General features: G+C 65.3%; 19 protein-coding genes. 7 read left to right on the top strand and 12 right to left on the bottom strand.

What is annotated here, in order from left to right; translation table 11 throughout:
- Positions 1-68: 68 nt before the first annotated feature.
- Positions 69-1,004: a helix-turn-helix transcriptional regulator gene (locus AAHK20_RS02790; RefSeq protein WP_449180052.1), complete on the bottom strand. Its 936-nt coding sequence runs from the start codon at positions 1,002-1,004 to the stop codon at positions 69-71.
- Positions 1,005-1,169: 165 nt separating this feature from the next.
- Between AAHK20_RS02790 and AAHK20_RS02785 the strand changes: the two genes are divergently transcribed.
- On the top strand, positions 1,170-2,762 hold the full coding sequence (locus tag AAHK20_RS02785) for a benzoate-CoA ligase family protein (RefSeq protein WP_449179890.1): 1,593 nt from the start codon (positions 1,170-1,172) through the stop codon (positions 2,760-2,762).
- Positions 2,759-3,601, top strand: coding sequence for an alpha/beta fold hydrolase (locus AAHK20_RS02780; protein ID WP_449179889.1), 843 nt, complete (start codon positions 2,759-2,761; stop codon positions 3,599-3,601). The genes AAHK20_RS02785 and AAHK20_RS02780 overlap by 4 nt, the downstream gene beginning before the upstream one ends.
- 91 nt (positions 3,602-3,692) lie before the next feature.
- On the opposite strand, the gene AAHK20_RS02775 is transcribed toward AAHK20_RS02780, so the two are convergent.
- The gene (locus AAHK20_RS02775) at positions 3,693-5,333 is read right to left on the bottom strand and encodes a methyl-accepting chemotaxis protein (RefSeq protein ID WP_449179888.1); all 1,641 of its coding nucleotides are present in this window, start codon (positions 5,331-5,333) and stop codon (positions 3,693-3,695) included.
- A gap of 574 nt (positions 5,334-5,907) precedes the next feature.
- On the opposite strand from AAHK20_RS02775, the gene AAHK20_RS02770 reads away from it, so the two are divergent.
- Entirely contained in the window at positions 5,908-6,135 is a 228-nt protein-coding gene (locus AAHK20_RS02770) for a hypothetical protein (RefSeq protein WP_449179887.1), read from the top strand.
- 139 nt (positions 6,136-6,274) lie between these two features.
- Here AAHK20_RS02770 and AAHK20_RS02765 read toward each other — a convergent pair whose 3' ends face one another.
- The 4 genes from AAHK20_RS02765 to AAHK20_RS02750 form a co-directional block, all read right to left on the bottom strand.
- Complete coding sequence (locus tag AAHK20_RS02765) at positions 6,275-7,867, bottom strand: methyl-accepting chemotaxis protein (protein ID WP_449179886.1); 1,593 nt, start codon at positions 7,865-7,867, stop codon at positions 6,275-6,277.
- A 15-nt stretch (positions 7,868-7,882) separates the two neighbouring features.
- Positions 7,883-9,220 carry a C4-dicarboxylate transporter DctA gene (dctA, locus tag AAHK20_RS02760; RefSeq protein ID WP_449179885.1) on the bottom strand — a complete coding sequence of 446 codons (1,338 nt, stop codon included), beginning with the start codon at positions 9,218-9,220 and terminating at the stop codon, positions 7,883-7,885.
- A gap of 130 nt (positions 9,221-9,350) precedes the next feature.
- Positions 9,351-10,526 (bottom strand): UxaA family hydrolase, encoded by a 1,176-nt coding sequence (locus tag AAHK20_RS02755; RefSeq protein WP_449179884.1) that lies wholly within the window; start codon positions 10,524-10,526, stop codon positions 9,351-9,353.
- Positions 10,527-10,584: 58 nt separating this feature from the next.
- The gene (locus AAHK20_RS02750; protein ID WP_137332594.1) at positions 10,585-10,866 is read right to left on the bottom strand and encodes a UxaA family hydrolase; all 282 of its coding nucleotides are present in this window, start codon (positions 10,864-10,866) and stop codon (positions 10,585-10,587) included.
- A 154-nt stretch (positions 10,867-11,020) separates the two neighbouring features.
- Here AAHK20_RS02750 and AAHK20_RS02745 point away from each other — a divergent pair, with 154 nt between their 5' ends.
- Positions 11,021-11,785: a GntR family transcriptional regulator gene (locus AAHK20_RS02745; RefSeq protein ID WP_449179883.1), complete on the top strand. Its 765-nt coding sequence runs from the start codon at positions 11,021-11,023 to the stop codon at positions 11,783-11,785.
- Between the two features lie 33 nt (positions 11,786-11,818).
- Here AAHK20_RS02745 and AAHK20_RS02740 read toward each other — a convergent pair whose 3' ends face one another.
- From AAHK20_RS02740 to mdeB, 5 genes are all read right to left on the bottom strand, one after another.
- Positions 11,819-12,475, bottom strand: coding sequence for a DUF2894 domain-containing protein (locus AAHK20_RS02740; RefSeq protein ID WP_449179882.1), 657 nt, complete (start codon positions 12,473-12,475; stop codon positions 11,819-11,821).
- Positions 12,456-13,103, bottom strand: coding sequence for an OmpA family protein (locus AAHK20_RS02735; protein ID WP_449179881.1), 648 nt, complete (start codon positions 13,101-13,103; stop codon positions 12,456-12,458). Before AAHK20_RS02735 ends, AAHK20_RS02740 begins: the two co-directional genes overlap by 20 nt.
- Positions 13,100-15,196 (bottom strand): DUF802 domain-containing protein, encoded by a 2,097-nt coding sequence (locus tag AAHK20_RS02730; protein ID WP_449179880.1) that lies wholly within the window; start codon positions 15,194-15,196, stop codon positions 13,100-13,102. The genes AAHK20_RS02735 and AAHK20_RS02730 overlap by 4 nt, the downstream gene beginning before the upstream one ends.
- A 10-nt stretch (positions 15,197-15,206) precedes the next feature.
- The gene (locus AAHK20_RS02725) at positions 15,207-15,974 is read right to left on the bottom strand and encodes a DUF3348 domain-containing protein (protein ID WP_449179879.1); all 768 of its coding nucleotides are present in this window, start codon (positions 15,972-15,974) and stop codon (positions 15,207-15,209) included.
- Between the two features lie 268 nt (positions 15,975-16,242).
- Positions 16,243-18,975: an alpha-ketoglutarate dehydrogenase gene (mdeB, locus tag AAHK20_RS02720; protein WP_449179878.1), complete on the bottom strand. Its 2,733-nt coding sequence runs from the start codon at positions 18,973-18,975 to the stop codon at positions 16,243-16,245.
- Positions 18,976-19,127: 152 nt separating this feature from the next.
- On the opposite strand from mdeB, the gene AAHK20_RS02715 reads away from it, so the two are divergent.
- Complete coding sequence (locus AAHK20_RS02715) at positions 19,128-19,655, top strand: Lrp/AsnC family transcriptional regulator (protein ID WP_449179877.1); 528 nt, start codon at positions 19,128-19,130, stop codon at positions 19,653-19,655.
- Positions 19,656-19,705: 50 nt separating this feature from the next.
- On the opposite strand, the gene AAHK20_RS02710 is transcribed toward AAHK20_RS02715, so the two are convergent.
- A complete protein-coding gene (locus tag AAHK20_RS02710) occupies positions 19,706-20,596 on the bottom strand; it encodes a LysR family transcriptional regulator (RefSeq protein WP_449179876.1) in 891 nt (296 codons plus the stop codon).
- A gap of 129 nt (positions 20,597-20,725) precedes the next feature.
- Between AAHK20_RS02710 and tcuA the strand changes: the two genes are divergently transcribed.
- Together tcuA and tcuB are read left to right on the top strand one after the other, a co-directional pair.
- Positions 20,726-22,138 carry an FAD-dependent tricarballylate dehydrogenase TcuA gene (gene tcuA, locus AAHK20_RS02705; protein ID WP_449179875.1) on the top strand — a complete coding sequence of 471 codons (1,413 nt, stop codon included), beginning with the start codon at positions 20,726-20,728 and terminating at the stop codon, positions 22,136-22,138.
- Positions 22,125-23,285, top strand: coding sequence for a tricarballylate utilization 4Fe-4S protein TcuB (gene tcuB, locus AAHK20_RS02700; protein ID WP_449179874.1), 1,161 nt, complete (start codon positions 22,125-22,127; stop codon positions 23,283-23,285). Before tcuA ends, tcuB begins: the two co-directional genes overlap by 14 nt.
- The last annotated feature ends 132 nt before the right edge of the window (positions 23,286-23,417 follow it).

Genomic DNA, 23,417 nt, shown 5'->3' with positions numbered 1-23,417 from the left:
CGAGTAAAGCATTTTAGTGCATATGACGCAGCAACGAAGGGTAAACCCCGTCGCCCTCCTTCGCGTTGCTACACCTCGGCCGCGAGGCGCGCGGCGAGCCGGTCGCGAAGCTGCAGATACGCGTCGGCGAGTGTCTTGTCGCTCGTGTCGTACTGCATGTCGGCGCGGCCGTACAGTTCGCTGCGGCCGGCGAGAATCCGCTTGAGGTCGTCCATGGCTTCGCGGTTTCCCGACATAGGCCGCAAGTCGCCTTGCGCGATCACGCGTTGCATGTGCTCTTCCGGCGACGCTTGCAGCCAGATCGTGAAGCAGTGCGCGAGCAGCATGCTGAACGTGGCCGGCTCCGACACGAGCCCCCCGGGCGACGCGATCACCGCCCGCGGATGTTCGGCGATCACCCCTTCGAGCGCCCGGTGCTCGTAGCGCCGGTACGCGCTCGCCCCATAGAGCGAATGGATCTCCGACGGCGGGCAACCCGCTAGCTGCTCGATCACGCGATTCAGCTCGATGAACGGCACCTTGAGCTCCTGCGCGAGCATCCGGCCCAGCGTCGACTTGCCCGCGCCGCGCAAGCCGATGAGGGCGATGCGCTCCTTGCGGTGCGGATCGGCCGGGGCCGCCTGCAGCAAGTCTTCCAGCGCGAGGCGGCAGCGATGCAAGGCGGCCTGGTCGCGATCCTGCAGCAACTCGCGGATCAGCAGCCATTCGGCGGACGACGTCGTGACGTCGCCGATGATCTCCGCGAGCGGACAGCCGAGCGTGGTCGCGATCTGCCGCAACACTTGCACGGACGGATTGCCCACCCCCGATTCGAGGTTGGCGAGGTGCCGCTCCGACAGCCCCGTTTCGGTCGCGAGCGTCTTGCGCGTCATGCCGCGCCGCGCGCGCAACAGGCGCACGCGCTCGCCCATGGCGGCCATGAACGGGTCGCGCTCCGCCGCCTCGGCGTTGCGCGCTTCGTTGTCCGCGGCCTCCTGCCCGGCGCTTTGCGCCTCGGACTGCATCACTTCAGGGTAAACCTGCTTCATGTTTTTCGTTCCACGACTTCGATAGATGCACTATAGTGCGTGACACGTGCGATTGCAGTCGATAATTTTCGCGAAAATGCCGATGCCCGACAAATCGGAGTGCGACGCCTCGGCGTACGCCTGATCGGACGGAGACGACACATGATCGAGCCCACCACGACGGCGCCTGCGAAAGCGGTCGCGCCGCTCGCCCTGTTCAACTTCGCCGCGCATGTTTTCGGCTTGAACGCGTCGAGGGCGCAGAAAACCGCGTACATCGACGACCACGGCGCGACCACCTTTGGCGAACTCGAATCGCGCTCACGCCGCTTCGCCGCCGCACTGCGCGCACTCGACGTGCATCCCGACGAGCGCATCCTGCTCGTCATGCTCGATACGGCGGATTTGCCCGCCGTCATGCTCGGCGCGCTTTACGCGGGCGTCGTGCCGGTCATCGTCAACACGCTGCTGACGCCCGCCGATTATGTCTACATGCTGACGCACAGCCGTGCGCGGGCGGTCGTCGTGTCATCCGCGCTGCAGGCTGTCGTCGCAGAGGCGCTCGTCGAAGCGGGCTGCGAACATTGCCTGCAGATCGTCGCACGTCAGCCCGCCGAACCCGAGGTAGCCGGTCACGACCTGCGCGCGCTGATCGACGCGGCCGAGCCTGCGCCTCACCCGCTCGCGACCAACGCCGACGACATCGCGTTCTGGCTCTACTCGTCGGGCTCGACCGGCAAGCCCAAGGGCACCGTCCACACCCACGCCAATCTCTATTGGACCGCCGAGCTGTACGGCAAGGCCATCCTCGGCATCCGCGAAACGGATGTCGTGTTTTCCGCCGCGAAGCTGTTCTTCGCGTACGGACTGGGCAATGCCTTGACGTTCCCGCTCTCGGTCGGCGCGACGACGGTGCTGATGGCCGAGCGCCCCACGACCGACGCCGTGCTGCGGCGCATGGTCGAACACCAGCCGACCGTGTTCTGCGGCGTGCCGACCTTATACGCGAACATCATGGCGTCGCCGCGCCTGCCCGCGCGCAGCGAAGTCGCGCTGCGCATCTGCACGTCTGCCGGCGAGGCGCTGCCGAGCCAGATCGGCGAGCGGTTCAACGCGCACTTCGGCTGCGAGATCCTCGACGGCCTCGGCTCGACCGAGATGCTCCACATCTTCCTGTCGAACCGGCCCGGCGCGGTCCGCTACGGCACGACCGGCGTCCCCGTGCCCGGCTATGAAATCGAACTGCGCGACGAACAGGGCCGGCTCGTCGCCGACGGCGAAATCGGCGATCTCTACATCAAGGGCCCGAGTTCGGCCGTGATGTACTGGTGCAACCGCGAGAAATCGCGCGCGACCTTCCTCGGCGAATGGGTCAAGAGCGGCGACAAGTATCAGCGCCTCGCCGACGGCCATTACGTGTACTCCGGCCGCAGCGACGACATGCTGAAAGTCAGCGGCCAGTATGTCTCGCCGATCGAGGTCGAGATGGCGTTGATGGAGCACGAAGCGGTGCTCGAAGCGGCGGTCATCGGTGTCGATCACGGCGGGCTCGTGAAGACCTGCGCGTTCGTCGTGCTGAAGCAGGAGTACGTGGCAAACGAGCAACTCGCGGACGACATGAAGGCGTTCGTCAAATCGCGCCTCGCGCCCTTCAAGTATCCACGGGAGATTCACTTCGTCGACGATCTGCCGAAGACGGCCACGGGTAAAATCCAGCGCTTCAGGCTCCGCGAGCAAGCCAGCCGTCAGACATGAATACGATCGCGCACCCCATCACACCCGCACCGGATGCGGGCTTTGCCGAACTGCCCGCCACTGCCGGACGAACAGCGCTTCGGCTCGAATATCAATGGCTGAATCGCGATCGGCGAGACGCGCCCATCGCCCTGTTCCTGCACGAAGGACTCGGTTCGATTGCGATGTGGAAGGACTGGCCGCAGACGCTCTGCGACCGGCTCGGCATGCGCGGCCTGGTGTATTCGCGTCCCGGATATGGGCGCTCGACGGCTCGTGCGCACGACGTGAAATGGCCCGTCGATTTCATGACGCATCAAGCGCGCGACGTACTGCCGGCGTTCCTCGATGTGCTCGCCATCGACGACGCCGAACGCGCGCGCATGTGGCTGATCGGCCATAGCGACGGCGGGTCCATCGCGCTCTTGTACGCGAGCGCATTTCCAGCCGCGTTGCGCGGAGCGGCCGTCATCGCGCCGCACGTGTTCGTCGAGGACGTGACGGTCGAAAGCATCGCGGAAGCGAAAGTCCTGTATGAATCGACGGACTTGCGCGCGCGCCTCGCCCGCTATCACGCGGACGTCGATTCCGCGTTCTACGGTTGGAACGACATCTGGCTCGACCCGGCCTTCCGCCACTGGACCATCACCGATCAACTCGCGGCGATCCGATGCCCGCTCATCGAGATTCAAGCCGAAGACGACCACTACGGCACGATGGCGCAGATCGAGGCGATCGCGCAACGCGTTTCCCATTCGCGCCTGTGCAAGCTCGCTCACGGCGGACACTCGCCGCATCGCGACGCTGCGGAAACTCTGACGGACGAAATCGCCCGCTTCGTCGCAAGCGTCGAGCAATGAGTCTCGACCTTCTCCACTTCGCACCGTTCGCGGCATTCGCGGGCAGCGCTGTGTTCGGCGCCGGATCGCATCGCACCCCGCCTTTCCAGCGCTAGCTCGCAACAAGCGAAGTCCCGCCGAATCCAACCGCCGCTTGTTGAGAGCCGCGATGCGCAGTCGTAGTGGCGTCGATGCGGAAGAACGCAACCGCATGCGTCAATTGCCGCCCCTGCTCCTCCAGCGAACGCGACGCGGCTGCGGCCTCCTCCACCAGCGCGGCATTCTGCTGCGTGACCTCGTCCATTTGGGTGATCGCCAGATTGACTTGTCCGATGCCGCGGCTTTGTTCCTCCGAAGCGGCGGCGATCTCGCCCATGATGTCGGTCACGCGCGCCACGGCCTGCGTCACTTCGGACATGGTCTTGCCGGCGTCCGAGGCCAGTACCGAGCCATTCTGAATCTTCCCCACGGAGGTGGCGATCAGGTCCTTGATTTCCTTCGCCGCCCCCGACGAGCGCTGCGCGAGACTCCGCACTTCGCTCGCCACGACCGCGAAGCCCCTGCCTTGCTCGCCGGCGCGTGCAGCCTCGACCGCCGCATTCAGCGCCAGGATGTTCGTCTGGAATGCGATGCCCTCGATCATGCCCGTGATCTCCGCGATCTTGGTCGAGCTCTGGCTGATGTCGTTCATCGTCTCGACGACTTGGCCGACCACCGCGCTGCCGCGCTGCGAGACCTCCGACGCGTTGGCGGCCAGCGTGCTCGCCTGCCTTGCGTTTTCCGCGTTCTGCTTCACGGTGGAGGTCAGCTCCTCCATGCTCGACGCGGTTTCCTGCAACGACGACGCCTGCTGCTCGGTGCGCGACGACAAATCGGCGTTGCCTGCCGCAATCTGGCTCGAGCCGGTCGCGATGTTGTCGGCCGACGTGCGGACTTGCCCGATCAACCGCACCAGGCTCGTCTGCATGTCGCCCATCGACGCCAGCACGCTGCCTTGCGGCGCGTCCTGCGAACCGGACACGGGGCTCAGGTTGCCCCCCGCGATGCGTTGGGTCACGTCGCTCAACGTTCCCGGTTCCGCGCCCAACGTGCGCGTCAGCCCGCGCGTGATCAACACGCCCGCCGCGACAGCCGCGGCGATCGCCGCAAGGCAGATCGCGATCAGCACATTGCGCTGGCTCGCGTACCGCTCATCGGCGTCGTTGACCAATTCGGCCGCGCGCGTGCGCGTGTATTGCGCGTAGTCGTCCGTCGCCTTGACCAGCGCTGAAAGCAGCGGGCGGCACTGGTCGTCGAGCATCGCAATCGCATCATCGTGCTTGTTGTTCAGCGCCGCGTTGACGATGGCAAGCGCGACAGGTCCATACGACTGCTCGATGCGGTCGATGTCGGCCACCATGTCCTTGGCCTTCTGCGTGGCATCGGACGCGTGCGAAATCATGTCGTTGAGCTGCTTCAATTTCGCTTGGACGTCCTCATGCGCCTGCGTAACCGCTGCCTTTTCCAGCTCGATATCCGCCGGCTTCGTCACCAGCACCAGATTTCGCGCCGCGATTGCGCGCCGGTCGACCGCCGTGCGAACCTGTGCAGCCATGTCCGCGCGTGCGTTCACGCCTGCCACATAGCCCGAAAACCTTTCGTTCGAGTCGCTCAGCGACTTCAACGAAAAGCCCGATACCACCATGACAGCGGCGGCGATGATGCCAAAGCCCGCCGTGAGCTTGGCCTTCACGGTCATCTGGTTGAAATTCATGACAACGCTCCTGGAAGACAATCGTGTGACAACGACGTATGGGAGATTCGAAAACGCAAGAACGTGCGCGCGATATACAGGTTGCTCGATCCTTGCTTTACTCATTCACCGCACCTGATTTATGCAGGCGGCCGCGGCGCGCTTGAGGCGTCTATCGACGTTAATCAAAACAACTTAAGGCGCGATTGGCGCGAAAACGTTTGTACGAGGGTTTTCGATGAGACCGATTCATCGATTGAGGTGGTGATCGGCGTTGTCTAACGAAACTTCACAATTTCATCGAATGATTGAAGATTGTTAAATCTCCCGACTCGATATATAGCCATCCTTATCATTGCAATTAATACAAATCAAATTCGTCTGATTAATGGATTGTTTCTGCGGATATAGCTTACGGATGGTTATCGATTTGACAATTCCTAAGCATCGCGGCGCTTGCTTGTTGCTACACTTGACGCCGATGACGCGCTTCGCTGATCGATCATTCTTCTGATTTATCCAGTCACGCCCATCTCCCCCTTAGGCGTTCTCCTTGTTCTTCTCGTCAATACTTTCAACCTCTACGGTGATCATCATGGGAATTCTGGATAAGGTCGGTGAAATCGCGGGCGCCGTTGCCGCAGTTGAAGCAACGGAAAAGGTTGATCCGGATGCATCGCTTTTGACGAAAGGCATTGCGGCTGTGGCAGGCTTCAAAGGCGCGGGCGCCCTGGAAGAGCTGGTGGAAAAAAAAGAAGATGAAAAGAAAGAAGACGAAGCCAACAACACGGATAGTGCCGACGGCAGCCAGCCTCAAGCCTGACCTGGTCTAACCGGCAGGCCGGCAATCACCACCACGCCGGCCTGCGATCGAAGCCATCCGCACCAAGTCGCCACCGAGCGGGCCTAGTCCGCTCTCGGCCGGAGCCGTGCCTGGCCGCGCCCCGGTCCGCAGCCAACTCTCAACTTTGCATTGAGAGTGCGTTTGCCGCCGCCTCACTAGCCGCCTCGCGAATCTTGAACTCCCGGACTGCCCGCGCAAGGCTCGCGGCCTGATCGTGCATGCTGTGGGCCGCCGCCGATACCTGCTCGACCAAGGCCGCGTTCTGCTGCGTCACGGTATCCATCTGCGCGACCGCTTGATTGACCTGCTCGATGCCCGTGCTCTGCTCGGCCGACGCCGCCGAGATCTCGGCCATGATCCCGGACACCTGCTTCACCGACGCCACGATCGCTTCCATCGTCCTGCCCGCTTCGCCGACGAGCGTCGCGCCGCCCTGCACCTTGCTCGCCGAATCGCCGATCAACGCCTTGATTTCCTTCGCCGCCGCCGCGCTGCGCTGCGCCAGCGTGCGGACTTCGCCCGCCACCACCGCGAAGCCGCGTCCCTGTTCGCCCGCGCGTGCCGCCTCGACGGCCGCGTTGAGCGCGAGGATATTGGTCTGGAACGCGATGCCGTCGATGACGCCGATGATGTCCGCGATCTTGTTCGAGCTCGCCGAAATTTCCTCCATCGTGCTCACGACACGGCTCACCACGTCCCCGCCGCGCGCGGCGATGTCGGAGGCCTTGGCGGCTAGCGCGGTGGCCTGCGTCGCGCTCTCAGCGTTGTTCCTCACGGCGCCCGTCAGTTCATCCATGCTGGCCGCCGTCTCCTCCAGCGATGCCGCCTGCTCTTCGGTGCGCGACGACAAGTCGAGATTGCCCGCCGCGATCTGCTGCGCCGCGGACGTGATCGACTCCGTGCCCGCGCGAATCTCGCCGATCACGGACGACAGATTCGCTTGCATGCTGGAGATCGCATGCAACAGGCTGTCGTCGTCTCCTGGCTGCAACTGCACTGCCGCTTGCAGATCGCGGCTCGCAATCCGGGTCGCGATCTGCGCCGCATACGCCGGCTCGCCGCCGAGACTTCGCTTGATGTTGCGCATGATCAGCAGCATCGCGATCGTCACCGCCGCGCCGATCGCCGCCAGCACGGCCAGATTGATCAGCAGGTTCCGGTAAAAGGCTTGATTGATGTCCTGCATGAAGACGCCGGTGGCAACGGTCCAATCCCACGGCTCGAAGTATTTGACGAACGTCACCTTGGGCGCGCGCGTATCGGTGCCGACGAGAATGCCCTCATAGTCCACGAAGCCCTCGCCTTCGCCGCGCGCGGTCTTGACCATGTCGACGAACAGCAGCTTGCCGTTCGTGTCGCGCACGCTGCTCACGTCCTTGTTGCGCAGGCTCGCGTTGGTCGCGTGCATCACGACGACGGGGCGAGAATCGAGAATGAACAAATAGCCATCGGTGCCGTAGCGCATCGTCGACAGACGCGCTTTCGCCTCCTGCTGCGCGGCCTGCGTCGACAGCTTGCCGGCCGCCGCTTGCGCTGCGTAGTCCTTGACGATGCCGTCGGCCGTATCGACGATGTTCTTGATATCGGCGCGGCGGTCGCGAATCATCGTGCTACGCTCCTGCAGCGCACCCCAGCCCCCGAGAAGCAACAACCCCAGCCACATGAGCGTCAGCGCGGACCAGAGCTTGGCATTCAGACTGATACGTTTCATCAGGAATCTCAACGATTAGGTTCGATTTTTTATATTTGCGGCAACAGCATCATTAACGGCCTGGTCGGGGAAACTTTGAGCTTCGTCGGCTTCGTCAGTTGTAGAGCGGTGCGAAGCCAGCACTTCGCGCGCCACCTTGTAATCGAACGCGCCCTCCCAGCGCGCGACGACGATCGTCGCCACCGCATTGCCGACCAGATTCACGAGCGCCCGCACCTCGTTCAAGACCCGGTCGATGCCCAGAATCAACGTAACGCCCGCCACCGGAATGATCGAGTGCGTCGACAACGTCGCCGTCAGCGCGACCAGCGCCGCCCCCGCGACGCCTGCACCGCCCTTGGAGGTGATCATCAGCGCCGCGAGCAAGCCGATTTGCTGCAGCAGCGTCAGATGGATGTTCATCGCCTGGGCGATGAAGAGCGATGTCATCGTCAGGTAGAGCGCGGCGCCGTCGAGATTGAACGAGTAGCCCGTCGGCAGCACGAGCCCGACGATGGACTTCGGACAACCGAGCCGCTCGAGCTTTTCCATCGTGCGCGGCAAGACCGATTCGGTCGTCGACGTGCCGAGCACGATCAACAGCTCTTCACGCAGATAGCGCAGCAGCGGCCACAGCGGCACGCCCGCCCAGCGCGATATCGTGCCCAGCACGAGCACGACGAACACGATGCAGGTCGCGTAGTAGCAGACGATCAAGAGCCCGAGCTGCTGCAGCGTGGCGATACCGTACTTGCCGACCGTGAACGCCATCGCGCCGAATGCGCCGAGCGGCGCAAGACGCATGATCATTTCGACGATACGCATGAGCGCGTCGCCGCATTGCTCGATCACTCTCGACAAGAAGCGCCCGCGCCGCGCCATGATCGACAGCGCAATACCGAACAGCACCGAAAACAGCAGCACTTGCAGCAGATTGCCGCTCGCGAACGCGCCGATCACCGAGTTCGGCACGATCTCTTCGAGCAAGCCGCTCGACGCCCCGGCATGAGCCTCGGCGACGTAGCGGCTCACTGCGTGCGCGTCGAGCGCTTTCGGATCGATGTTCATACCCGCGCCCGGATGCGCGACGTTCGCGACGATGAGCCCGAGCACGAGCGCGACCGTCGTCACGGCCTCGAAGTACAGGATCGTCCTCACGCCCACGCGGCCGACATGCTTGAGGCTTTCCATCCGCGCGATGCCCACGGTCACGGTGCAGAACACCACGAGCGTGATGACCATTTTGATGAGCCGGATGAAGGTATCGCCCAACGGCTTCATTTGAATGCCGAAGTCAGGCGCAAAGAATCCGACGAGAATGCCGGCGGCAAGTCCGATCAGGACTTGCACGTAGAGATGTCTGAGCAGGCGCAAGGTGTGTCTCCTCAACTCGCTGCTGCTGGATAGTGGGTAAGCGCCACATGGCGCGGGGTGCGGCGAGTTCGTCTTGCACTCGTCGCACCCCGCGCCAATATTCAAGGGCTGTCGCCCCCATCGGTATCGCTCACGCGCTTTCGAACAACCGCGTCAGCACGAACTCGCGATGACCGAGCGTTTCAGCGGCCGTCCAGCGGCCGTTGATCGTCGCGAGCATCGCTTCGAGCAGCTTGTCGCCGGCTTGATCGAGGTTTTGTTCGCGCTGCAGAAGTCCGGAGACGTCGACGTCGATATGCTCGGACATCGTGCGCACCGTGCGCGGGTTCGCGCAGATCTTGATGACGGGCACGATCGGATTGCCGATCACGTTGCCCTGCCCGGTCGGGAAGAAGTGCACGGCGAAGCCTGACGCCGCGCACAGCGTGACCATCTCGGCGGCAGCCGACGACGAATCCATGAACCAGAGCCCCGGTCCGGTCGGCTCTTCTGCCTTGTCGAGCACGCCCTCGATCACGCACTTCTTGCCGATCTTCTGGATGTTGCCGAGCGCCTTCTCTTCGATCGTGGTCAGGCCGCCCGCGATGTTGCCCTTCGTCGGTTGGGATTCCGAAAGGTCGTCGGTCTTCCAGCGATTGATCATGTCCTGGTAGCGATCGAACATGAACTGGAAGCGCTCGCGCACCTGATCGTTCGCGCAGCGCGCGGCCACGATCTGCTCGCCGCCCGTCAGCTCCGACGTTTCGCCGAAGACGAGCGTAGTGCCGAGGCCGTAGAGCTTGTCGAAAGCGTTGCCGACCGTCGGATTCGCGCCGCAGCCCGAGGTCGTGTCCGACTCGCCGCATTTCGTCGACACCCACAGATCGCCGATCGGGCACGTCTCGCGCTCGAGCGAGGTGGCGTACTGCACCATTTCCTTGGCCGCTTTCGACGCGCGCATGATCGTGTCGTGATCGCCGTGCAGCTCGATGCCGAAGCCCATGACCGGCTTGCCGGACTTCGCGATGCCGTCGACCACGCGCTTGGTCCAGCCATCCTCGATGCCGATCACCACCACGGCCGCGACATTCGGATTGCACCCTGCGCCGATCAGCGTGCGGAAATGCAGGTCGAGATCGGCGCCGAACTGCAGGCGCCCGTAAGGATGGGGCAAGGCCATCGTGCCCTTGATGTTGTTTTCGACGGCTTGCGCGGCTGCGTTCGACAAATCGTCGACCGGCAGGATGATCACGTGGTTGCGCACGCCGACGCGCCCATTGGCCCGGCGATAACCGCGAAAAGTCGTGTTGGAGTCGATCACGCTCATGGTGCCTCGCTGTTCTGGCTTGACTGAAAGGAAGGGGTTGCCGCGGGGGATGCGGCGCTTACCAGCGCTTCGTCTTGATGTTGTGCACGTGAGCGTGCTCGCCGGCGGCAATCGGCGCGACGACGCGGCCGATATCGACGCCGTACTTGTAGACGGTATCGCCGACGTTCATGTCCTTGAGCGCGACCTTGTGGCCGATCGGGATGTCTTGCTTGGCGACGACGGTGATGACCTCGTCGTCATCCATGATCCAAGCGCTCAACCGCTCGCCTGCCTTGATGCCCTCGACGACCGCCACGCCGACGGTGTCCTTCGACTCGTGCAACACGATATGGATCATCTTTCGCTCCTGGGTGTAATTGAGCTGATAGGTTGAGCTGATATCGCAGTCAACTATATCATCTATATGAGTTACGTCAACCACACAAGGTAGAATCCAAACGACAAACCGGCCGCCGAGGGCCGGAATCCAAATATCAAATCAGGGAGGTGTCATGAACGCGAACGCGCGTACATTGGGTGTCTCCGCCGTGGGCGGAACGCGCTACAAGGAAGTGAAGAACGCGCTATTGGCGGCGCTCGCCGCGCACGAGTGGAAAGGCGGGGAAGCGATTCCGTCGGAAAAGCGTCTGTCGGAACGCTTCGGCGTATCGATCGGCACGCTGCGCAAGGCCATCGACGAACTCGTCGCCGACAACATCCTGATCCGCCACCAAGGGCTCGGCACGTTCGTGGCGCAGCACCAGCGCGACCAGCACTACTTCCGGTTCTTTCGGATCACGCGACAGGACGGCGACAAGACCTACCCTACCGTCGAACTCGTCGCGTTCAAGAAGGCGAAAGCCACACGCGAGGTGGCCGAGATGCTCGACATCGAACCGGGCGCACGCGTGTTTACGTTTACCAATCGGCTCTCGCTGCACGGCGAGGCCATCATCGTCGACACCATCACCGTCGCCGAATCCCGCTTCCCGGGATTGACCGAGGCCGCGCTGCGCGGGCGCTCGAGCACGCTCTACAACTTCTATCAGGAAGCGTACGGGATCAACGTGGTCAACACTTCCGAGCGCGTGCGCGCCGCCAGCGCCAACGAATTCGAAAGCGAATTGCTCGATCTCGCGCAAGGCGATCCGCTGCTCGAAGTGCGGCGCGTCGCTTACTCGTATCACCAGTCGCCAGTCGAAGTGCGCATCTCGCACGTGAACACCGAGCGCTATGAATACGTGGTCGGGATGACTTCGCGTGACGAGTCCGCCTGAAGGCGTGACGGCGCTCGATTTGGATAAGCAGGTTTAGCGCGGCTTGCTCCGCGCACTCTTCTTGGCGCTTGCGGCGCGAGGCGCTTCTTTAGCCGGCGGGGCAGCGACGGCGGTCAGTTGCTCCAGCCACGACAAAGCGTCCGCGTACGACAGGAACTGCCGCAAATAACCCGGTGACAACTCTCGCATCAGCGAGAGCGATCGGTGCACGAGGATGTTCGAATTGAGCGGGCCGGCGTTCTTGGGCACTTGGTGCTCCGATTGCCGCAGCTGTCGATCGGTGCTGACTCTGGACCAGATCTCGCGGAACTCATCGAGTATCGCCAATTCCGGATAGGAGCGCGGCGTGGGCCTCGCGTGGTTGCCAGCCGATGCGCCGCCTTCTTCCGATGCTTGGCTGGCGGCGATGTACGCGACCAGGTCCTTCAGCCCCTCGCGCGACGATGCCTCGTTGCCGACGTCTTCGGCCTTCGACGCGGAGGATTCGAGATCACCCGCATAAGCATCGAGCAGCGCGGCCAGCCTCTCGTCCAACACACGCCGCGCCTCGCCGCTATGCGCGGCCGAGCGCCGCTCCAGCGCATCGATGAAACGAAAGCGCACGGGGTCCAGGCGATCGGCGCCGCGCTCGCGCCACGCGTCGAGCGTCGCCCGGGCGGACCTGCTGCCGTTATTCACCGTGTCCGCCATTGGATGCCGTCGGCCTCGGGACCGGCGCGATTTCCACGCGCCGGTTCTTCGCCCGCCCCAGCTCGTCGGCATTCGAGCCGACGGGCTGCTCGGAGCCGAATGCCGCCGCGAAGACCGACGACGCCGGCACGCCCTCATCGATCAACGCGCGCGTCACCGTCAACGCGCGCTGCGCCGACAGCTCCCAGTTGTCGGCGAAGCGCCGATTGCCCGAGCGCACCTGCTGGTCGTCGGCAAAGCCGCTCACCATCAGGATTTCGTCGCGGGACTTGAGGTAGGCCGACAGCGGCCCGGCCAGGCTCTTCAACAGCTCGCGGCCTTGGGGCTGCAATTGATCCGAGTTCAGCGCGAACAGCACGCTGCCGCTGATGCCGATGCGCCCATTGACGAGCGTGATCCGCCCCGCCGCGAGCGGGCCCGCCAGCGCCTCTTCGAGCGTCTTGCGGCGCTGCGTTTCCAGTTGCCGCGCTTTGACCTCGCTCTGGAGATTGGCCGAGAGCTGCAGTTGGATGCCGATCACGCAGACCAGGATCAGCACGAACGCGCCCAACAACGCCGACATCAAGTCGCCGAACGCCGCCCAAATCGGCACCGCCGGCTCCACCCCGCCTTCGATGTCTTCCGTCATGCCGGTTCCGCTCCGGCAGCGGCCTGCTGAGCGGCAAGCTGCTGCAAGTCTTCGATGATCTGCTTCTGCGACAGCATGCTCAGGTCGATGACTTCGCGCGCCTGCGCCACGTAATAAGCGAGCTGTTCGTCGCTGCGCGCGAGCGACTTGTCGAGCGCGGCTTCGATCCGCTGCAGGTGGGCCACGAGCTTGTCGTTCGACTCGCCGAACGTCTGCACGGCCGCGCCGAACGCTTCTCCGAGGCTCGCCACTTCGACGGCGCCGCCGGTGACCTGCGCCGCCACTTCGGAGAGATGGCGCGTTTCGGTTTCCACCTTGTCGGTGAAGCGGGTGCCGACACGGTCCAACAGATCCGCCGACGTGGCGACCAGCGCGTCGACCGCCGAGCGCTGCTCGGTCGACGCCAGGTTGACGGCATCGAGCAGCGTCTCCACCGTTTCGAGCAGGCGGGCGCGCTCCGCGAGCATCGCGGTATCTCGCGCCATGCTGTCGGAGAGCTTCTGGCGCAGTTCGGCGACGACTTCGGCCGCTGCCCTCGGCGCTTCCGAGGCGGCTTCGACGAGCCGCGAGATCTCCGCGATCGTGCCGCTCGCGTGCGCCTGCGTCTGCTCGGTGATGTCGCGCGCCGTGCGTGCGAGCGTGTCGCAGATGTCCTGCTGCTGGCTCGCGGTGTGCGCGCTCGTTTCCGCCCATTCCTTGCGCAAACCGGCAGCCATTGAAGCGAGCGACTCGGTCCAGGCCGCGAGGCGCTCCTGATCGCGCGACGCCAATTCGGTCTGCAAGTCGGCATGCGACTGGTTCATAGCGCCAAGCAATGACGCCGAGTGCTGCTCGAACGCCCCGGCGGCCGCAGTCAGCGCCTGCTGGTTACGCTCCGCCATGGCCCCGCTGACGCGCTCTTGTCGTGACAGTGCGTCGTTCCACGCCTCCGATACCTTGCCGGCAGTCGCATCCAAACGAGCGGCAACGCCATCCAGCAGGCTCGCCGAGCGCTGCTCGAAGGTTTCGGTGAATTGATCGAGCGACACGCGCAGATGCTCCGCATGCGCCTCGCTCGATCGCTGGTGCCCGGCCAGCGCCTGGTTCCAGATATCCGCGACGTTGGCGGCCGCCGTCTCGAAACCGGTCGACAGGCCGTTCAACTGCCGCTCGACGGCGTGCGTCACGGTGTCGTGCAGCGTGGCGGTCTCGCGCTTGAGACCGTCCATCGTCGCCGTGACGACGGGCTGAAGCGCCGAGCTTGCCGCGCGGGCGCCTTCGGCGACGCTCTCCTTGAGCGATTGCCCCACGGACGAAGCCAGACGCGTATACGCGGCCTGCGCGTTGTCGAGGAAGATCTGCTGACTTGCGATCTGCCGCTCGCTCAACGCGAGGCTCTGCTGCTCGATCGCCGACATCATCGTCTGCAGACGATCGACCAGCGCAGGCATCGCCTCGGCCTGCCGCTGCAACAGCTTGAAGGACGCGTCGCGCTGATGGGCGTGCGAATAGACGCGCAACGTGGTCGCGATCTTCACGTCGAGCTCGTGCGCCGCCTCGATCCGCTCGCGGCGGCACAGCGCGGACAAAAGCCCCAGCATCGCGGACGTGGCGACGCCCGCAATCGACGTGCCGAACGCAAAGCCGAGCCCCTTGACGGGCGCGGCGAGCGAGGCGCGAATCGCGTCGAGGTCCGTCGCGCTTTCGAGCGCGGCCCCGGTGCCGCGCAAGGTCGCCACCATGCCGAGCAGCGTGCCCAGCATGCCGAGCAGCACGAGCAAGCCGACCAGATACGGCGTCAACGCCGGACCGGGCAAGGCGGCGCGCTCGCCGTCGATACGCACGCGCACCGCGCTGCGCAGGCTCGGATGCAACGCGTCGAGCCAGGCAGAAAGCCTCGGCGGCGGCTCCGACAGACCGGCGACGGCGCGCGCGAGCGTGGACGTGGCCTGCTGATAGCGCCGCAACTCGAAGGCGCCCGCCAGGTAGCACGCGCCGATCAACAGCGTGACGGCGAGCGCGAGCGGGTTCGATCCGACATAGCCGGCGCCGATCCAGCACACCGCGAAAAGACCTGCAAAGAAAACCACGAAATCGATACGAAATTTGGGCATAGCGTCTTGATTAGCGGGCGCGAAGAGCCGCGAGCAGCCCTTCGACCGGTTTGAACCGAACCTCGAGTTCGGCGAGCAACACGCTCTGCATATCCTTGCGGAACACGTCCAGCCAGGCGCTGGGGGGGACCGTCGGCGGGGCTTCTTCGGCGTTGACGTCGGTGGCGTCCGCGGCAACGGCCTGCCGCTGCGCCTCGGCTTGGCGCAGGCGCTCGAAATGCCCCGCGAGCCACGCGGGCACCGAGGCAAAGAGGCTCTGCTCACGCGCGCTCAATGCGCGCTCCATGACGGCGTCCACCATCGCGAGCCGAGCCATGCCGTGCGGCCGGGCGGCCAGCATCGTCCGCAGACGGGTGCGCAGCGTGCCGATTTCGGTGTCCATCGTCTGCTGCAGCGACAGATAGCGCTGACGAAAGACCGCGAAATCGGGTTGCGCATCCGTCGGGGCTTCCTGGCCGCGTAATGGCACGCGCCCGTCCCGCCTGACGGAGCCGGGCGCGTTATCGCCGACGATGGCTTTCGTCAACGCGCTGCGCGCGTGGGCGCACCGTTTCGACAGGTCGTCGTCGATCGCGACGCCGCGCGCGCCGGAAGCCGCCGGGGGAGGATTGCCGTTCAACGCCGTCGACAGCGCAATAGCGTCGGTCCAGCCGAGCCATTGGCTCAACCGGTCCGAGAGCGATTGGCTGGATTCGGGCACGTCGGCATCGGCCAGGCGCGCCAGTAAGCGAACGAGCGCCGGGCCGCCGAGGGCCGCGCGCTGAGGGGCTTGCTCCATACTGCGAGAGGCAAAAAAGGCCGTAGTTTACACGCTGCCGATGCACCGGCCGTCATTCGACCAACATTCGGCATCTTGCGCACTGGCCCCTATTCCGTCTCGAATGAACCCGGTGGCCGCGCACGGCTTGCCAAATGCGCCTTCGCGCTATACAAAAAATGCTGGTTAGCAGGCCTATTGGTGGCACGGCCGCAGTCTTGGGCGGCTTAACGGGAGCGAGCGCGACAGTCCATGAGAGGCATCGCGCGGCCTGTCGCTCCGCGTCAGATCAACGTTGCCACGGCGCGGCGCTCGGCTCCGCCGTCTTTTCGTAGCGCTCGTGCGCCGCCCGCACGATGGCGGCATCGATCTCGCCATCGTCGGCGAGCGCCTTCAATGCGGCGATCACGATGCTCGCGCGGTCGACTTCGAAGAACGACCGCAACGCCTGCCTCGTATCGCTGCGGCCGAAGCCGTCGGTGCCGAGCGTCACATACCGCCGAGGCACGTAGGCGCGGATCAGCTCCGGCACCGCGCGCACGTAATCGGTCGCGGCGATCACCGGCCCGCGCGATGCGCCGAGCGCGGCGCTCACGTATGGGCTCACGTGCGCGTCGCCGAGCCGCGCTTGCCGCTCGGCCTCCATGCCGTCGCGCTGCAGTTCGGTAAAGCTCGTCACGCTCCATACCGCCGCGTCGATGCCCCAGTCTTCCTTCAACATGCGCTGCGCGGCGATCGTCTCACCCAGGATCGCGCCCGAGCCGAGCAGCTGCACGCGCGCACCGGCGGACATTTCGGGCGACAACGCGTACATCCCCTTCAAAATCCCGTCGCGCAACGCCTCCCGATCGCCTGCCGGCATCGACGGCTGCGCGTAGTTCTCGTTCGTGACGGTCACGTAATAGAACACGTCGCGCTGTTCCTCGACCATCTCGCGCATCCCCGCATCGACGATCGTCGCGACTTCGTACGCGAACGCCGGATCGTAAGCGCGGCAGTTAGGAATCGTCGATGCCGCGAGGTGGCTCGTGCCGTCCTGATGCTGCAGGCCCTCGCCGCCGAGCGTCGTGCGGCCCGACGTAGCGCCGACGAGGAAGCCGCGCGAGCGCTGGTCGGCCGCGGCCCAGATCAGGTCGCCGATGCGCTGGAAGCCGAACATCGAGTAGTAGATGTAGAACGGCAGCATCGGCAGGTCGTGCACGCTGTACGACGTCGCCGCGGCGATCCATGACGAGATCGCGCCCGCCTCCGATATCCCTTCCTCGAGAATCTGGCCGCGCGTGTCCTCGCGGTAGTAGAGCATCGAGCCGAGGTCTTCCGGCTCGTAGCGCTGCCCAAGCGGCGAGTAGATCCCGACCTGCCGGAACATGTTGGCCATGCCGAAGGTGCGCGCCTCGTCGGCGACGATCGGCACGACGCGCGAGCCGATCTCGCCGTCCTTCAAGAGCGCCGTGAGCATGCGCACGAGCGCCATCGTCGTCGACATCTCGCGGCCGCCCGCCTCCAGCGCGAACGCGCCCCAGGTTGGCATCGAAGGGACGGTCAGCCCCTTCGACGCCGCTCTCCGCCTTCTGGGCAGATAGCCTCCCAGAGCAGCCCGGCGTGCATGCAGGTAACGCATTTCCGGGCTGTCTTCCGCAGGTTTGTAGAACGTGAGCTGCTCGACGTCGCCGTCCGAGAGCGGCAGACGAAAACGGTCGCGGAACGCTTTCAGGTCGTCGACGTCGAGCTTCTTCTGCTGATGGGTCGTCATGCGGCCCTGCCCCGACGCGCCCATCCCGAAGCCCTTCATCGTCTTCGCGAGGATCACGGTGGGCTGGCCCTTATGAGCCAGCGCACGCGCATACGCGGCGTGGAGCTTGCGCGCGTCGTGGCCGCCGCGGCGCAGGCGGTCGATCTCGGCATCGGTCAGCTGCGCCGCAAGCGCTGCCAACGCCGGATGCTGACCGAAAAAGTGCGCGCGGTTGTACGCGCCGTCGTTCGCCGAGAACGTCTGGAACTGGCCGTCGACGGTTTCGGCGAACGCGCGAGCGAGTGCGCCGGCGTGATCGCGCGCGAACAACGGGTCCCAGTCGGAGCCCCACAGCACCTTGATCACGTTCCAGCCGGCGCCCGAGAACTGCGCTTCGAGTTCGTCGATCACGCGTCCGTTGCCGCGCACCGGGCCATCGAGCCGCTGCAGGTTGCAATTGATGACGAACACGAGGTTGTCGAGCCCTTCCCGCGCGGCCAACGAGAGCGCGGCGAGCGATTCCGGTTCGTCCATTTCACCGTCGCCGAAGAAGCCCCAAACCGTGCGGCCGTCCGTGTTCGCGAGTCCGCGATTCTGCAGGTAGCGCATGAAGCGCGCTTGGTAGATCGAGTTGATCGGGCCGATGCCCATCGAGCCGGTCGGGAACTGCCAGAAGTCCGGCATCAGCCACGGATGCGGATACGAACAGAGCCCGGGGCCCGCGATCTCGCGCCGGTAGTGCCGCAGGTGATCCTCGTCGAGAAACCCCTCGAGATACGCGCGCGCGTAGACGCCCGGCGACGAATGCGGCTGGAAGTAGACGAGATCGCCGCCCGCGCCCGCACCGCCATCCTGCGGGGCCGCGCGGAAGAAGTGATTGAAGCCGACCTCGAACAGGTCCGACGCCGACGCGTAGCTCGCGATATGGCCGCCCAGCTCGCCATACGCGCGGTTCGCGCGCACGACCATCGCGAGCGCGTTCCAGCGCAGCGCGGCCGAGAGCCGCTCTTCGATGTCGAGGTCGCCGGGATAGCGCGGCTGATCGGCGAGCGGGATCGTGTTCAGGTAACGCGTGACAGGCATGCGGGCAGACGCGAGTCCGTTCGCGCGCGCATGTTCGGCGAGCCGGTCGAGCAGATATTGCGCACGCGACTTGCCGGCGTGGGCGACGACGCCGTCCAGCGCGTCGAGCCATTCGGCCGTTTCTTGCGCATCGGGGTCGGCGTTCGCCGACTCGTTTGCCCACTCAAGGCGTTGGGTCTGCTCGATACCGCTCGATAAATCCGTCATCGCTAGGCTCCCGCACGCTGTCTCAGGGGCGTGCATCAATGGAAGTCATGCTACCGGCCGACCCGCAAAATGTGCGTCTGATTTCATTGGAGATTCGCACGTTGATAGTGTAAATATTCTGCTTATCGCGATGACATCGGAATATTTACACCATGACCTCCAACGCCCGGCGGCTCGACCGCATCGACATCGGCATCCTGAACCAGCTTCAGCAGAACGCGCGGATCACGAACGCCGAGCTGGCCAAAGCCGTCAACCTTTCCGCGACGCCCTGCTTCAACCGCGTGCGCGCGCTGGAAAAGCTCGGCCTCTTCAAGCAGCAAGTCACTTTGCTCGACCCCGAGCCGCTAGGCCTTCGGATCAACGTGTTCATCCAGGTGAGCCTGGAAAAGCAGGTCGAGGACGCCCTGCGGCGCTTCGAGGAAGCGATCTCGCAGCGGCCCGAGGTGATGGAGTGCTACCTGATGTCGGGCGACGCCGACTATCTGCTGCGCGTCGTGATGCCGGACATGCGCACGCTCGAACGCTTCATCATCGAAAGGCTGACGACGATTCCGGGGGTGTCGAACATCCGTTCCAGCTTCGCGCTCAAGCAGGTGCGCTACAAGACGGCGCTGCCGCTGCCGGCGGGCGGGCTCACGCTCGCCGATCCGGAACAGGCGACGGCCGAGTGGGAGTAACGCGCCGCTCAGACAGGGCATGAGCGCAGCCAACGAGATGCATCAAGCCATCACCAAGGCTGCGCGAACAACTCGAACAGGTGCTGCGCGCTCGCCGACAGCGCGCGCCCGCGCCGGTGGATGAGCCCGATGGTCCGCGTCACTTCCGGCTCGACGAGCGGCACGCTCGCGAGCACCGGATGCTCCGTGCCCGCCATGGCGATGGCCGGCACGGCGGCCACGCCGAGCCCGGCCTCGACGAGCGCCAGCGCCGTGGCGCCGGTCTGCACCTCGTAGGCGACGCGCGGACGCACCGCCGCGCCCGCAAGCGCGCGGTCGATGATCAGCCGGTTGCCGGAGGTGCGCGCGAGCGTGATGAAGGCGTAGCCCGAGAGTTGCGCCCAGCTCACGTTCGGCTCGCCGGCAAGCGGATGATCGCGTCTGCACGCGAGCACGAAACGGTCTTCAACCAGCGGCGTGAATTCCACATCGCCCTCGTGCGCATCGACGAAGGTCAGGCCGAAATCCGCCTCGCCCTGCGACACCGCCTCGCGCACCTCGTTGGCCTTGGCGTCGAGCACGATGACCTGCACGCGCGGATGCGTTTCGCCATAGCGCCGCAGCACCTTCGACACGAAGTGGTGAACCGACGACGGCACGCACGCGAGCGTCACCCGGTCGCCGCGCGTGCCCGGATCGCCGCGGATGCCGAGCAGCGCGTTGTCGAGATCGTCGAGCAGCACGCGCACCTTGCGCTCGAACTCGCGTCCGGCCGCCGTCAGCGTCACGCGCCGCGTCGTGCGCTCGATGAGCCGCACGCCGAGCGCGCGCTCGAGCTTGTCGATGCGGCGGCTGTACGCCGGCTGGGACAGATGCACGGCGTCGGCGGCCTTGCGGAAGCTGCCGAGGTCGGCGAGCGCGCGAAAGGCCACAAGGTCGTTCAAGTCGAAATTGATGTTCATGGGACACCGTCGGTCGATTGATGCCTATTTTGGAATAATCGATGCCTTAATTGCAATTGACGTCGATCTGTCGCGGACCGAGACTCACGGTCTATCTTTCGATTCCCATGGACGAGCGTGGCGCATCAAGTGGTCGATGTTCTGGTTATCGGCGGCGGCAATGCCGCTCTTTGCGCCGCGCTGATGGCGCGCGAGGCGGGCGCGTCGGTGCTGCTGCTCGAAGCGTCGCCGCGCGAATGGCGCGGCGGCAATTCGCAGCACACGCGCAATCTGCGCTGCATGCACGACGCCCCGCAGGACGTGCTCGTCGACGTGTATCCCGAAGAGGAGTTCTGGCAGGACCTGTTGAAAGTCACCGGCGGCAAGACGAACGAAGCACTCGCCCGCCTCGTGATCCGGGCCTCGTCGACCTGCCGCCCGTGGATGATCCGGCACGGCGTGCGCTTCCAGCCGTCGCTGTCGGGCGCGCTGCACACGGCGCGCACCAATGCGTTCTTCATGGGCGGCGGCAAGGCGCTCGTCAACGCCTACTACCGCAGCGCCGAGCGGCTCGGCGTGCAGATCCGCTACGACACGCCCGTCGACCGGATCGAGCTCGACGGCTCGCGCTTCGTCGCAGCCTATGCGGGCGGCGAACGGATCGCCGCGCGAACCGGCGTGCTCGCAGCGGGCGGCTTCGAATCGAACCGCGAGTGGCTGCGCGCCGCGTGGGGCGAGAACGAGCGCGGCGAGCACCCGGCCGATAACTTCCTGATCCGCGGCACGCGCTTTAACAACGGCACGCTGCTGCGCTTCATGCTCGACGCGGGCGCGGACCGCATCGGCGACCCGACCCAGGCGCACATGGTGGCGATCGACGCGCGCGCGCCGCTCTACGACGGCGGGATCTGCACGCGGATCGACTGCGTGTCGCTAGGGGTCGTCGTCAACCGGGACGCGGCGCGCTTCTACGACGAAGGCGAGGATTTCTGGCCGAAGCGCTACGCGATCTGGGGCCGGCTCGTCGCGCAGCAACCGGGCCAAATCGCCTACTCGATCATCGACGCAAAGGCCGTCGGCCGCTTCATGCCTCCCGTGTTTCCGGGCACGCGCGCAGAGAGCCTGCCGGAGCTCGCCCGCGCCCTCAACCTCGACGAAGCCCGCTTCATGCAGACGCTCGACACCTACAACGCGGCGTGCCGGCCCGGCACGTTCGACCACACACGGCTCGACGACTGCCGCACCGCCGATCTCGCGCCGCCCAAGACGCACTGGGCGCGTCCGATCGACACCGCGCCCTTCTTCGGCTACGCGCTGCGGCCGGGCGTCACCTTCACCTATCTCGGCCTGAAGACCGACGAGACGGCCGCGGTCCACTTCGGCGGCGTCGCGAGCCCGAACCTGTTCGTCGCGGGCGAAATGATGGCCGGCAACGTGCTCGGCCAGGGCTACACGGCGGGCGTCGGCATGAGCATCGGCACGGCCTTCGGCCGCATCGCGGGCAGCAACGCGGCCTTCGCAGCCATCGCCGCACGCAAGGGACACGCCGATGCAGTCGCTTGAAGTCCTGATCCGCCAAGCCCAGGCCGCGGCGGACGGCGTGCCGCTCATGCCCGCCCCTGAGAGCGAAGCCGCGCGGATCCTGCAGATCTGCAATGCATGCCGCTATTGCGAAGGCTTTTGCGCAGTCTTTCCGGCGATGACGCGGCGTCTGGAGTTCGGCGACGCCGACGTGCATTACCTCGCCAACCTCTGCCACAACTGCGGCGCATGCCTGCACGCGTGCCAGTACGCGCCGCCCCATGAGTTCGCGGTGAACGTGCCGCAGACGATGGCTCGCGTGCGCCTGCGCACGTACGGCCTCTACGCGTGGCCGAGCGCTTTCGGGCGGCTCTACGCTCGCAACGGGCTCGTGGTTTCGCTCTCGCTTGCCATCGGCATCGCGTTGTTCCTGGTTCTCGCGCTCGCGATGAACGGCACCCTATGGCGCGCAACGCCCGGCGGCAGCTTCTACGATGTGTTTTCGCACAACCTGATGGCGGGCATCTTCGCGCCGGTGTTCCTGTTCGCGCTCTTCGCGCTCGGCGCCGGCGTGCGGCGTTTCTGGCGCGAGATGGCGCCCGGCGCGGCCGGCGCCGCGCAAGCGGCCGAGGCCACCGCGGCGGTGGCGACGCTCAAGTATCTCGGCGGCGGCCACGGCGACGGTTGCAACAACGACGACGACCGCTTCTCGCTCGCCCGCCGCCACTGCCACCAGGCGACCTTCTACGGCTTCTTGCTGTGCTTCCTGTCGACGAGCGTCGCGACGCTCTATCACTACGTGTTCCGTCTCGAAGCGCCGTATGCGTACACGAGCCTGCCGGTGCTGCTGGGCGTCGCGGGCGGCATCGGCATTGCGATCGGCACGCTCGGCCTCGGCTGGCTGAATCTGCGTCGCCACCCGCTGCAGGGCGACGCGCAACAAAAGCCGATGGATCTCGGCTTCATCGCGCTGCTGCTGTTCATCGCCGTGACCGGGCTCGCACTTGCCGCCTGGCGCACGAGCGAAGCGATGCCCACGTTGCTCGCGGTTCACCTGGGTGCGGTGATCGCGTTGTTCCTGACGCTGCCTTACGGAAAATTCGCGCACGGGCCGCTGCGCGCGGCGGCCTTGCTCAAGTGGGCGATCGAGCGCCGCCAGCCGAACCGCCTGGGCCTCGCCGACGATTGAGGTTGATGCATGACATACGCACTAGGGATCGCCTCAACTAATGGAAATGCGCAGAAGCGAGGATGATTCGAACCAAACGGGAACGGGGCGCAATGTAGGCTCCCGACGACGGTAAACCAGCGCAAGACAAGT

The organism is Trinickia camelliae (assembly GCF_053525655.1).
This window is presented reverse-complemented; position numbering and strand designations above follow the sequence as displayed.